The 12760-nt window shown below is 49.2% G+C and carries 12 protein-coding genes; 5 read left to right on the top strand and 7 right to left on the bottom strand.

Annotated features, from left to right (window positions below; all coding sequences use genetic code 11):
* Positions 1-82 precede the first annotated feature (82 nt).
* On the top strand, positions 83-1165 hold the full coding sequence (locus tag ACQ4MZ_RS14760; RefSeq protein WP_430845840.1) for an isoaspartyl peptidase/L-asparaginase family protein: 1083 nt from the start codon (positions 83-85) through the stop codon (positions 1163-1165).
* A 92-nt stretch (positions 1166-1257) separates the two neighbouring features.
* Positions 1258-2364, top strand: coding sequence for a T9SS type A sorting domain-containing protein (locus tag ACQ4MZ_RS14755; protein WP_430845839.1), 1107 nt, complete (start codon positions 1258-1260; stop codon positions 2362-2364).
* A 160-nt stretch (positions 2365-2524) separates the two neighbouring features.
* Here ACQ4MZ_RS14755 and ACQ4MZ_RS14750 read toward each other — a convergent pair whose 3' ends face one another.
* Positions 2525-3436 carry an alpha/beta fold hydrolase gene (locus ACQ4MZ_RS14750; protein WP_430845838.1) on the bottom strand — a complete coding sequence of 304 codons (912 nt, stop codon included), beginning with the start codon at positions 3434-3436 and terminating at the stop codon, positions 2525-2527.
* A gap of 196 nt (positions 3437-3632) precedes the next feature.
* Here ACQ4MZ_RS14750 and epsC point away from each other — a divergent pair, with 196 nt between their 5' ends.
* A complete protein-coding gene (epsC, locus tag ACQ4MZ_RS14745) occupies positions 3633-4466 on the top strand; it encodes a serine O-acetyltransferase EpsC (protein ID WP_430845837.1) in 834 nt (277 codons plus the stop codon).
* On the opposite strand, the gene ACQ4MZ_RS14740 is transcribed toward epsC, so the two are convergent.
* Positions 4459-5052 carry a TetR/AcrR family transcriptional regulator gene (locus tag ACQ4MZ_RS14740; RefSeq protein WP_430845836.1) on the bottom strand — a complete coding sequence of 198 codons (594 nt, stop codon included), beginning with the start codon at positions 5050-5052 and terminating at the stop codon, positions 4459-4461. The genes epsC and ACQ4MZ_RS14740 overlap by 8 nt on opposite strands.
* Positions 5053-5258: 206 nt before the next feature.
* Entirely contained in the window at positions 5259-7358 is a 2100-nt protein-coding gene (ppk1, locus tag ACQ4MZ_RS14735) for a polyphosphate kinase 1 (protein ID WP_430845835.1), read from the bottom strand.
* Positions 7359-7500: 142 nt separating this feature from the next.
* Between ppk1 and ACQ4MZ_RS14730 the strand changes: the two genes are divergently transcribed.
* The gene (locus ACQ4MZ_RS14730; RefSeq protein ID WP_430845834.1) at positions 7501-8523 is read left to right on the top strand and encodes an aldo/keto reductase; all 1023 of its coding nucleotides are present in this window, start codon (positions 7501-7503) and stop codon (positions 8521-8523) included.
* Positions 8524-8601: 78 nt separating this feature from the next.
* On the opposite strand, the gene pyrE is transcribed toward ACQ4MZ_RS14730, so the two are convergent.
* Positions 8602-9243, bottom strand: a complete 642-nt coding sequence (gene pyrE / locus ACQ4MZ_RS14725; protein ID WP_430845833.1) for an orotate phosphoribosyltransferase — start codon at positions 9241-9243, stop codon at positions 8602-8604.
* A gap of 2 nt (positions 9244-9245) precedes the next feature.
* Positions 9246-10550 carry a hemolysin family protein gene (locus ACQ4MZ_RS14720; protein WP_430845832.1) on the bottom strand — a complete coding sequence of 435 codons (1305 nt, stop codon included), beginning with the start codon at positions 10548-10550 and terminating at the stop codon, positions 9246-9248.
* Positions 10551-10651: 101 nt separating this feature from the next.
* Between ACQ4MZ_RS14720 and ACQ4MZ_RS14715 the strand changes: the two genes are divergently transcribed.
* Positions 10652-11341, top strand: coding sequence for an NUDIX hydrolase (locus ACQ4MZ_RS14715; RefSeq protein ID WP_430845831.1), 690 nt, complete (start codon positions 10652-10654; stop codon positions 11339-11341).
* A gap of 19 nt (positions 11342-11360) precedes the next feature.
* Here the strand turns inward: ACQ4MZ_RS14715 and coaD are convergent, their stop codons facing one another.
* On the bottom strand, positions 11361-11843 hold the full coding sequence (gene coaD, locus ACQ4MZ_RS14710; RefSeq protein WP_430845830.1) for a pantetheine-phosphate adenylyltransferase: 483 nt from the start codon (positions 11841-11843) through the stop codon (positions 11361-11363).
* 10 nt (positions 11844-11853) lie between these two features.
* Positions 11854-12759: a DUF3822 family protein gene (locus ACQ4MZ_RS14705; RefSeq protein WP_430845829.1), complete on the bottom strand. Its 906-nt coding sequence runs from the start codon at positions 12757-12759 to the stop codon at positions 11854-11856.
* Between the last annotated feature and the right edge of the window lies 1 nt (position 12760).

Genomic DNA, 12760 nt, shown 5'->3' with positions numbered 1-12760 from the left:
GCTTACTCCACCGATTATCAGCCTGATAGGGATATAGGATTTTAGTTACTAGATTTGAAATTATCACTCAAATTACTATCCCATGAAAAGACTTTCCCTTACCCTGTTGATCACCTTCTCATGCATTTCTGCATTCGCGCAGGATTTTTCAGACAAGACCACGCTCGTCATACACGGGGGCGCAGGCACGATCACACGCGCGAACATGACACCCGAGCGTGAAAAAGCATATCGCGAAGCAATGAATACCGCGTTGGAAGAAGGTTATGAGGTGCTCAAAAAGGGCGGTACCAGCGTGCAGGCTGTCGAAGCGGCCATTCACGTCATGGAGGATTCGCCGCTGTTCAATGCGGGTAAAGGCGCTGTGTTTACGAGCGAAGGCAAAAATGAGCTGGATGCAGCCATTATGGAAGGCAAAACACTGAAAGCAGGTGCGGTAGCCGGTGTTACGACCATTAGAAACCCGATTTCAGCGGCCATTGCGGTAATGGACCAATCGGTGCATGTGATGATGGCCGGCAAAGGTGCCGAGCAATTTGCGAAAGAGAAAGGGCTGGAAATCGTCGATCCGTCGTATTTCTACACCGAGGCCAGATACAAAGCATTGGAACGTGCCAAAGCACAGGAGAAGACGGAGCTGGATCATAATGCGAAAGAGGAGAATGGAGGAAGGGAGAAACAGGAAGTTAAGAAAGCTCCCAAGACTGGCCATCATTCCGCGGAGGACCTCATTTTTACAGAAGGGAAAAAATTCGGAACGGTGGGCTGTGTGGCATTGGATAAATATGGTAACCTGGCGGCGGGAACTTCCACGGGCGGCATGACCAACAAGCGGTACGGCCGCGTCGGCGATGCACCGATCATCGGGGCCGGCACTTACGCCAACAATGCTACCTGTGCGGTTTCGGCAACGGGGCATGGCGAATATTTCATCCGTTCCGTCGTTGCCCACGACATTTCGGCGCTCATGGAATATAAAGGACTTTCCCTGACAGATGCCGCCAACGAAGTGGTGATGAAAAAGCTCGTCGAGAGAGGCGGCGAGGGCGGTGTTATCGCAGTCGACCGGAATGGCAATGTGGCGATGCCGTTCAATAGCGAAGGAATGTACCGCGGCTACATTAAAAGTGACGGCAAACGTGAAATATTGATTTATAAGGACTAGCAGTTTGTTTTCAGGAAGCCATACAAAAACGCGCCTTCCGCGCGTTTTGAACATATACTACGATGTAACCTCACGGCTTCTTTTTCCTCTATATGAAATCAGTTTACAGCATTCTCTTACTGATCCTGCTTTCGGTGACGTTCGCAAAGGCCACCCACCTAAAAGGGGGCGAGATTATGGCGACGTATTTGTCAGGGCAAAGCTACAAAATTAAGGTAAGGCTATATATCGATCAGCATTTCGGCGGCACGGGTGAAACGGCGAATACGATCAGCGTATGTATGGGCGATGGAAATGTGGTTGATCTACCGCGCGTAGTAAGCGGTATTGAGCCACTTCCGGGAAATGTGATCGTCGCGGAATACGAGGGCAGCTACACCTATGGAAGTTCCGGCATTTATCAGATATCCTATGCGAACGACCAGCGGAGCGCTGAAATTCTTAACCTGCCCAATTCGCTTGGTACCAGCCAATTCATCTGGACTGTGATCAACACGCAACAACCAAATTCCACGCCGATATTGCCCTACCTTTCCTTCGAAGCAGGCGTGCGGCAGGTTTTCTCTGTTGATTTAAAACCAACTGTTGCGGATAACGACAGCATTACCGTGCGAGCAGTTCGGCTAAGTAAACCTTCGCCGGGGACTTGCGGCGTACGAATGCTGGATCATAGCTATTTATTTCCTAACGAAATCAGCGCTACCGGCACATTTAAAGTGGATGCAGCGCAGAAAAAGCTGGTTTGGACGGCACCCGAAGTGGTGGGCAATTATCTTTTTGCCGTGGTTGTTACGGAATGGCGCGACGGTGTTAAAATTTCCGAAAGCTACCGGGAAGGAATGGTGACCGTGATCGACAAACCAGGAGACACCGTTGAAATACCACCCTACGAATCATCGGAATATGGTGGTGTGATCACTTCTACGCCGGCCGTATCATCTTCGGAGGTGTCGATGGCTATCCAGGCATACCCCGTGCCTACCGAGAATTTTGTGACGGTAAAAGCATACAGCAAGCAACGGGCGATCATCCGTTTGCAGCTGATTGATATGAATGGCCGCATTTTGACTGAGATCGCCAGCAAGACACCCGAAATTTCCGTACAGGAAGTATTTGATATGCGTAACCTGACGCGAGGCATGTACCTGATCCGGGCAAGCAACGCGAAAGACTCGGTGACGCAGAAAGTACTAAGATAATGCCGACCGTTTGTAATGGTATCCGGTACGAATGTCGTCCTATGGAGTATAGTTGTTTTAGGTGAAATACAATTTCACGTATTACCATAGGTTAATTATTAACAGAAAAGCGGCAGGTCCTATAATCTGCCGCTTTCTTCTTGAATGCAGGTTGGACAACCTATTCGTTTCCTATTTCTTCACCTTTCCGTCCCAATGCGGTGATCTTATCCTGGAACAATCTGCTTTTCAGTAACATTTCCTTGATCATCGCAGCATGTGAAAAGGTAATCATATGACCCGCATTGTACAGGAAAATATATTGGGCGCGTTTGCTTTTGATATGTTTTTTGGCAAAATCGATGTTCGTCGGATCCGCTATCCAGTCGTTGCCGCCCTGGATCACAGTGGTGGGGACGCTGAGTTGCTCCCATACCGGCAGCATTTTACGGAGCTCATCGGCGTGGCTGTATTTTTCGGCCGTTGCCGCGTTGAATGCTCTTGGCAGGAAAAGCTGTATAAAACTCATCCTGCCCCATTTGGAAAACCAGAAGAAACGCTCGGTTTCAGGATCGATCACCGGCGAGACCATGATAAGCTCTTTCACCTGGTCGGGCGCCATGGCTGTCAGCCGGGCCGCAATCGGCGCCCCATAAGACCTCCCCAGTACGATTACCTTCTGATTACTTTTATTCAGCGAGAATACCGGAAGCAACGCATGAGCCTGTGTTTCGATTGAAGTTACATACCGCCGTTTTTTTAACCGAGATTTACCGTAACCTACTCTATCGACCGACACGATATGAAAATGCTTTTGCAGATCCTCGTCGTCCATCAGGTTCATATATCCCCACAGCGATCCGGGAGCACCGTGAATAAGCAGCAACATCGGGAGCGTATCAGGCCCTATGCTGGCCAGCGAAAGTGAAAGTGTGTCGTTCTTGATGAAGATTTCCTTCGGCCTGACCTTTTTATCTGCATAATGCCTCCGCACTTCCTTGGCTGAAATAATGTACCGCGAAAAGCAGGAGCTTAGTGAAACGGATAAAGAAAGGAACAGGACAACCGAACGAAGTAATTTAAAACTTAACATACGCCGTAAAGAATCTTGCCTTATTTCCTAAATTCACAGGATATTTCAATATACGATTTTATCGGGAGAAAAAACTGATCAATGGCCTTTTTTAAAAAGAAGATGCCACTCTCAAAATTTTTCGGTGCATTTCGTTGTTGGATACTCAAAAGCAATGCCAGCAATGGTTTAACGGTATTGGTTAACCTCTATTTTAATGACAGCCACCCAGCAAGCACTTTTCTTTGAGCGCCTGTCCGCGCAGAACGAAAAATACCGGTACAAACTGCCTTCAAGGCAGGACGCGGGGAAATTTATCCAGAACCTGATCAATTTCCTCTTCCCGATCAGCAAGGATTGCCCAAGCTGCCCGGCCAAGGACCTGGCCATGAAATATGCCGATTTGCGCCACGACCTGAGCTGCATGCTGCAACCGCTCCTGCCTCAGCTTGAACGTGACACAGAGGAAATACTGGACGAAGTGTTTACGCAAATCCCCGGTGTTTACGAGGCGCTCCTCACCGACGCCAAGTCTATTACCGACAACGACCCTGCTTCCGTCAGCATCGAAGAAGTGATTTCGGTGTACCCTGGGTTTATGGCCATTGCCACCTATCGCTTTGCGCATTCCTTTGCCAAGAGCGGCATTCCGCTGCTTCCGCGCATGCTCACAGAGTTTGCCCATAGTCAAACAGGGATCGACATTCACCCGAATGCGACCATCGGCCATTCATTCTTCATCGACCACGGCACGGGAGTGGTGATCGGAGAAACGACCCACATCGGCAATAATGTGAAGCTCTACCAGGGCGTTACGCTCGGCGCGACGCACGTTTCGAAGTCGCTCGCATCACACAAGCGTCATCCGACAATTGAAGATAATGTAGTGGTATACGCCAATGCGACAATTCTGGGGGGAGAAACCGTGATCGGCCATGACTCGATCATCGGCGGAAATGCCTGGCTAACGAAAAGCGTACCTCCATATTCACTGGTTTATCACCAAAGCAAAATAGAGATACGCCAACATTCTTCGCCTTCTGTTACATAATGCTCCGGATGAATCTCCGGATGCCTTCCATATACACAGGTTCGGCCTGCGGGAATGCGTAACGAGGCTGGGTGGTCATGGTAATGCTGATAAACCCGAAGGTAAGGCACCACCATTCATAATACGTTTTGGTAACAAGCTCCCCCGATTTCGGGCGAAGGCCTGCGATCATTTCCCAGACCGGGTTGTCCTTGATGCTCATCGCATGTGAATACGCTTTCTTCGAATCACAATAGGCCCCTTCGAGATTGAACATTACCTGAAAAACTTCCGGGTTTTCGACCGCAAAATGCCAGATCGTCTGTGCCACTTCCACCAGTTGTTTCTGGGGGTTACTGAAATGCCCTTTTATCTTCACAAACTCCGTCTGTAAGTAGTCGAATCCTTCCATACGGATGGCTTCCAGGAGCTTGTCTTTACTTTCAAAATACTCGTAGAGAATAGGAGGGCTGTATTCAATCACATCAGCAATTTTGCGAATCGAAACAGCCGTCCATCCATCCTCGCGGGCTATGTCCTTGGCTGTCTTCACGATGTCTGAGCGTACCTGTATTCTAAGCCGCTCTCTTCGCTCTACTATTCCCATGCTTAAAAATGTCTTTTAGGATTGATTCAGAATGATATGTTTTCAAATATAAGGATATACCCCTTACACTTCAAGACCATGCAACCGGTGACCATGAAAAAAGTCCTTCGAAATTTCTTTACCTTTTCTACAAACGCCGTCCATTAAATCTGACAGCCGATTCAGAAATTTAATGCTGATAAAATTTTTTTAAGCCGTTGGAAAGCTTATATTTCTGAACGCCGCGAGAGCCCGTTCCGCTCAATTTTCTCCACTAACCGGTAATTTGCCTCTTGTGCGCGCAGCTTCCCGCGGGCATCGTCGGTAATGCGTAAATTATTCTGATAGAGATCCAGTCGCACCGATTTCTGGTTGTCATTCACATAGTTTCTCAGCACGGTGCGCATCTGGTTTTTCAGTGTTTCGTCCAGTACGGGGAAGCAAATGTCTATCCGCCTGTGCAAGTTCCGGTGCGTCCAGTCACAGGATGTGAGGTAAATTTCGTCGTTCCCGCGGTTACCAAAATGAAATATCCGCGTGTTTTCGATGTATCGGTCGACGTGCCTGCTCACCACGATATTGTCACTGATAGAAGGCAGGCCTGAGATCAATCCGCAACTCTCGCTCACGATCACATGTACGGGCACACCAGCCTGACCAGCCTGATACAACTTGTCGATCAGAATATGGTCCTGCAACTGGTTGATTTTAATGGTAATGAACGATTTAAGCCCAGCATTGCAGTTGGCGATCTCCCGGTCCATCAAGTCGAGCAGCCGCTTTTGGAGATTAAACTGCGTAACCTGCAATGTATTGAATGGCAAATACTTGTACTTCTTCGGCTCGTCCTGGGTGGACAAATACCCGAAAAGCAGTTCCAGCTCATTGGTCAGTTCACGATGCGAGGTGAGCAATGCATGATCGACGATCTCACGGCTTGTCAGCCGATAAAAACCACCGGTGCCTAGAAATGCATAACGCTCCCACCCCTTTTGGACCTTGCGCTTTACCAGCGCCATTTTCGCATGCACTTTCAGTCCCGGTACACTCAGGAGGATCTTCACCCCCGCATCGCGCATTTTTTTAGACCACTGCAGGTTTTCCTGAATATCCAGTTTGGTATTTAGCTCCAGATAGGTTGTGACGCGCTTCCCGTTTTTGGAAGCACTGATCAATGAGTTCAGAATAAATGAATTGGGACTGATCTTATACAACGAAACATGGATCTCGCGCACGTGCGGATCCACAGCTGCCTCGTTGAAGAACCGTACAATCGGTTCATAAGACTGGTAAGGTAAATGCAGCATTTGGTCGGCCCGTTGAATGGCCTCGAAAACCGACTTCGTTTCCTCGAACTCGGGGTTCTGAACCGGCCGCTGGTATGGATAGTCGAGCCGCCTGGACAATACCGGAAACCTGGCCAGATCCTGCATGAACAGGTAATCACCGCGTTCATGGAAGTCGTTCATCGGAATCGCCACCTTTCCTACCAGGTATTCACGCACATACAGCGGCATTCCAGATTCATAGAAATACTGCGATGGCTGCACAAAATTCCGCTTTTCAAGCTGTTTCAGAATGCGTTGCGCAACCTGCATCGGATATTCGTCCTCGATCGTCAACTCGGTTTCCCGTTCGACACGCAATGCATAGCTTTCCAGGATATTATACCCCGGAAAAAGCACCGGCAAGTTTTCGCGGATCACATCCTCCAAAAATGCCACGTGGCGCCTCCCTTCCCATTCGGGCAATTCCAGAAACCGGCCGTAAGGCTCCGTAGGCACATTCACCGACGCATACCAGTCTTCCTCGGCGTCTTCCCGGTGCTGCATCCGCACGATCAGGTACAGCTGTTTTGATTCAAACGCGGGTGTTTTGAGCGTACGGCGGCTGTCCAGGAATACGGGCTGTAAATAACGAAACAGCTTATCGAGAAAAAAACGTCTCACAAATGCGGCATGTTCGGACACAAATGCTTCGCGGTAATACAAATGCACGCCTTGTTCGAGCAACGCGGGCAGGATTCCGGATATCAGAATGTCGTTAAACTCGCGGAGCTGGTTTTCAACCGTCTCGTAAACATGTTCGAGGAGCGACTCCGGGAAGATGTTCAGTTTGGAACGGATATCGTTGCTGACTTCCCCCATCGCGAGCAGGTTCGGGATACGTACCCGGTAGAATTCCTTCGTTTGATAGGCATAGATACCCAAAAACCGCAACCGCTCCCTTACCGGTACCGTTTCGTCATTTGCTTCCAGCAGCAACCTGTAATTGTTCGAAAGCCAGCTGAGATTGGTATCAAAGTAAGGATAGGCAACGTCGATCATTGAGTGTGGTGTAAAAGATCCAAAATTTGGTACAATATAAATACATTTGGCGGGTAAGGGTATAACTTTGCAATACAAAAAGCAACGTTGTCAGATAAGTTTACGAAGCTATATCCTCATTTAAAATTATCATCAGATCACTATGCGTTATCAATTATTAGGCCGCTCGGGTTTACGGGTATCGGAAGTTTGCCTTGGAGCCATGACGTTCGGAAAAGACTGGGGCTGGGGAGCGGACAAGCATGAAAGCTTCAAGATTTTCGAGGCCTTTGCCAACGCAGGCGGCAATTTCATCGACACCGCGAACCGGTATACCGAGGGTACCTCGGAAAAATATGTAGGCGAATTCATCGAAAGCGACCGCGACCATTGGGTACTGGCTACCAAGTTCACTCTAAAAGACCGTAACGACGATCTGAATTTCGCTGGCAACCACCGCAAAAATATGATGCGTTCGGTAACATCGAGCCTCAAACGCCTCAATACCGAATACATTGATCTTCTGTGGGTACACATGTGGGACAATACCACGCCTGCCGAAGAAGTGATGCGCGGCCTTGACGACCTCGTCACCCGCGGATTAGTGCATTACATCGGTATTTCCGACACACCGGCCTGGATTGTCTCGCAAGCCAACACCATTGCCGATTTTCGCGGCTGGAATGCATTTGCAGCCATTCAGTTCGAATACTCTCTCCTGCAACGTACGCCCGAACGCGACCTGCTACCCATGGCAAAAGCCCTGGACCTTGCCGTAACCCCCTGGGGAGCGATCGGCGGAGGCGCATTGACGGGCAAGTACCTGAGAGGCGAAACCGGCCGGGTACCCGACCATAGTACCCGCAGAAGCGAGCACAGCAGTCTGATTGCACAAACAGTTGTGAACGTGGCCGCCGAACTTGGCGTAACCCCTGCCCAAGTAGCGATCAACTGGACGCGCCACCGCGATCAGGTCATGATTCCGATCATAGGCGCTTCCAAAGAGAGCCAGCTCGTAGATTCACTAGGCTGTTTAAACTTCCGCCTCCCGGAGGAAGCCCTGCAAAAACTTCATGAAGTGAGTAAAATTGAACTAGGCTTCCCGCACGAATTCCTGAAATCCGACGGAGTGAAGGAGGAGGCGTTTGGAGGACTGTACGAAAGCCTTGATAATCATCGAGGGTAGAGTGTGTACTTCGGCAATCGGCAATCGGCCGTCGGCTTTAAACTATTCGAAAGCCGATAGCCGATTGCCGAAGTTTACTTATTTCCCCCACTGCTCCGGCGCTACTCTCCATTTAGCGAGGCTTTCAAGTTGGGAAGCGTCGATGTACTTGTGCTCCAACGCAACCTCGATCAATGCATTGTAATTGCTGATGGTGTCGAGCTGGACGTTTTTCGCAGTGAAATTGTCGGCCGCTACCTGGAAACCATAGGTGAATATCGCCACCATTCCTGCTACTTCGATACCGGCTTCGCGGAGTGCGTCAACCGTTTTCAGAGAGCTTCCGCCGGTCGAAATCAGATCTTCGATGATCACCACCGACTGCCCTTTTTCCAATCTGCCCTCTATCTGATTACCCATTCCATGCTTTTTCGGCTCAGGGCGTACATACGCAAAGGGCAGTTCGAGCAGGTCAGCTACCAATGCACCCTGCGCAATCCCGCCGGTCGCAACGCCTACTACCGCCTGGGCATTTGGATATTTTGCACGGATCAGCTCAGCCAGCGCCTTTTTGATGAAGGTGCGGGTATCAGGGTATGACAATGCCATGCGGTTGTCACAATAAATCGGTGAAAACCAGCCTGAGCTCCATTGGAACGGCTTTTCGGGACTGAGTTTGATGGCCTGCGCTTCCAAAAGCAGCTCGGCGATTCGTTTGGTAATATCCAGATCGTTCGACATTATTAATCTTCGGATTCTTCCTGTTTGTTATGGTTGGTTACTAAAAGCTTATCTATGCGGCTGCGGTCCATATCGATGACCTCGAATTCGAAATGCCTCCAATTGAACTTCTCGCCGGTTTGAGGAATGTTTTCCAGGACGTGCAGCACAAAACCGCCGAGCGTATTAAAGCCTACCAGCTCCCGGCGCTCATTTTCCTGGATATTGATATTGAAATATTGAATAAAATCATCGAAAGGCAACTGCGCGTCGATCAGGTAGCTGCCATCCTCGCGTTTTACAATTTCGGAGGCCTCTTCGATGTCCTCGGAAATATCACCCACCAATGCATCCATAATATCATGCATGGTCACCACGCCGAGCGTACCTCCGTATTCGTCCACGATAATGCCGTAATACACGCGCTGCTCCTTGAATTTTTCGAGTGCCTGATAGGCACGGTTGCTTTCCGGCAGATATACCGGATCGCGCATAATGGTATTCAAATGCTCCATTTGCACTTCGAGGTCGGTAGCTATCAGATCCTTAACATACACCAGCCCTACTACGTCGTCGACATTACCGCGGCAAACCGGGTAAATGGAGTGCCGGGCGTCGAGTATCTTCGCCTTATTTTCCTCTACAGTATCTTCCAGGTCGAGCCAGACGATTTCCTGCCGGTTGGTCATCAATGAGGTCACCTTGCGGTCGCCGAGCTGGAATACATTATGCACGATTTCCTGCTCGATTTCTTCGAAAACGCCTCCGGAAGTACCTTCCTGGATCAGGCTTTTGATTTCCTCCTCGGTTACCGCATTCTCACTTTGTTTGATATTCAAAATCCGGATGATTAAATCACTCGAAAAACCCAGCAAAGCAATAAAAGGAGCCGTTACTTTTGAAAGCAGGTTCATGGGCGTAGCCATTACCTTCGAAATAGCTTCCGGATTGGACATCCCGATGCGTTTGGGAACTAGTTCTCCCAGCACGAGCGACAGGTAAGTAATCACTACCAGCACCGTACCTACCGCGAGCGAATGCGCATAAGGCACCAGTGCGGGCACACGGGAAATGATTTGCTCAAAATCGGCAGTAATATTGTCCCCACTGTACATACCGGTCAGCAAACCGATGAGCGTAATACCGATTTGAACGGTGGAAAGAAATTTGGTAGGTGAATTCGCGAGGTTTAATGCGGCTTTCGCGCTCGAATCGCCATTCTTGGCGGCTGCTTCCAGGCGCGATTTCCGGGAGGATACCAGTGCTATCTCAGACATGGAAAAAAGGCCATTGAGCAGCACCAGCAGTAGAATTATAAGGAGTTCCAAGAACTGTTTAGTTGTTACAAATACAAATTTATCAATAATAATCTCTGCCTAAACTAAACTCTTTACTTAATTTTGCGATCCATTCACGTACCCATTCCAAAATGATCATTTTTTTCGACGACCGTCCAGTCAGAATTGTACGGACCAATCAGTTGTCTGCCGCCGAAACATCGCGTTTTGAACATATCGTAGATCTCAGGCTTGAAAAGTTGCAGAGAAGCATGCTGACAGGTCACGTCCTGTTCCTGAATTCCACTACTACCAGTGCCATTCAGGTGATTCAGATGCTCGAAAAAGAGTTTCCGAAAGACATGCTTTCGATCACGATGGCTACGCGTGAAAAATCGGAGGTTGAGGACAAAATCAAAGCACAGTATAAGGTGATCAAGGCCGCAGGCGGCGTGGTGGTGAAAGATGGCAAATGGCTCTTCATGTACCGCCGCAAAATGTGGGACCTGCCCAAAGGCAAGCTCGATAAAGGCGAAAATTCCAAAGTAGCGGCTACACGCGAAATCGAGGAGGAAACTGGCGTGAAGGCGCTGATCCGCGACAAAATTTGCACCACCTGGCATACCTACACGCTGAACAACAGCCGCATCCTGAAACGCACTAAATGGTACTTGCTCGATTGCCTAGACGATTCTCAAATGGCCCCGCAGGCCGAAGAGCAGATCGAAAAGCTGGATTGGTACGAGCCGTCTGAAGTAAAACCGTTGCTGATACAATCATACAGCTCGATCCGCTACGTGGTCGACAGCCTCAATAAGATCCACAATCTGAAAGAATCCTGAAAAGCGGTTTCCGAGTAGTTTAAGTATTCTGTTCGGCCTTGTTTAGTTCGGATAATGAATAGGGAAGAAAATTGTCCACGGCCTGTCCGTAACGGTGCAGGTCGCGGATAATACTGGAACTAATCGGCGCCAGACTGGGCGACGTGATCAGAAAAACCGTCTCGATCTCCTCATACAAATACCGGTTCACCTGTGAGATGCCGTTCTCATATTCAAAATCGGTCGTATTCCGCAGCCCCCTCAACAGAAACCTCGCCCCCAGTTCCCGGGCCGTATGGGCCGTCAGGTCGTCGTAGGTAATGACTTTCACATTCGGCTCGGAGGAGAATGTCTTTTCAATCATATCCTTCATCACTTCCAGCGGGAAATAACGCTTCTTGGTAGCATTGTTACCGATCCCGATCACCACCTGATCAAACAGCCGCAGGCCACGCAGGACAATATCCTCGTGACCCTTGGTAAAAGGATCGAACGAGCCCGGAAATAATGCGATACGAGTCATAGGAGGAATTTTAGGAGGAAATGAGATAAGTATTGAACAATCCGAAATACCGGTGACCGGGCACTTCGGCACATTGCGGGCTATATTTCAGCGTTGTCGGCCGGGTACCCATATGCAAGTTCGGGAAAAACCTTGAAAGCTCCTGATATGATTCCGATGTCGGCGTGATTTCTCCGTAGCAGAGCACTTTGATCTCCTCCGGCAGGATATTGAGCTGGCTCAATGTGAACAGGACAATGTAAGCAAGCTCCTGAACCTGAGCATATTTAAAGCGGTTGCAAAGCAGCAGTTGCTGGCTTTCGCTTACCACCAGCGTGAAATGATCTTTTTCGAAATACAACGACATCATCCGCATTTCCTGGTGCTCCACATGGTTCACCAGAGACCCGATGGCCAATGCGCTCGTAAGGTGATAGAATGTGACCGTCGACGAGCTGAAATGGTTCACAACCCAGTCGTACCAAAGTTCCTGAATGCTGAAAACATTCTGCGCGTGCACCAGCGGCAAATCGTGCCAAAGCACTTTTTCGTGCTTCGAAACTGGGTTGCCCAGGGCAAAACTAAGATATTCGTAAGCCGATTCAGCCCGGAACAGCACATTGGGCACGAGCGTGAACGCATGAGAGTTCACTGTTACGCGAACATTATTCCAGTTGTTGGACGACCACGACAAGTGTCCGCTGAAAATCCGTTTTAGCCGTTCGAAAATTTCCGTAGGTGTGAGTGCATTCTCAAAGAAATAGTCTTCCAGCCAGATGCATTCCATATTCTCATCCCTGACGATGCAAAAGCGGATACGCCGCTCATCCAGCTCGATACAGAGCGTACAAAGCGGGATACTGGCCGCATCGAAGGAATTATCTCCTACCAACAGCGTCGGAATAACTTCTATTAACTGGTTTTCAGAATTTGCCACG

It is taken from the genome of Dyadobacter sp. BHUBP1, from assembly GCF_050587785.1.
In the GTDB taxonomy this organism is placed as follows: domain Bacteria; phylum Bacteroidota; class Bacteroidia; order Cytophagales; family Spirosomataceae; genus Dyadobacter.
The sequence above is the reverse complement of the archived record's forward strand: the minus strand, read 5'-3'. Positions and strand labels throughout refer to the sequence as shown.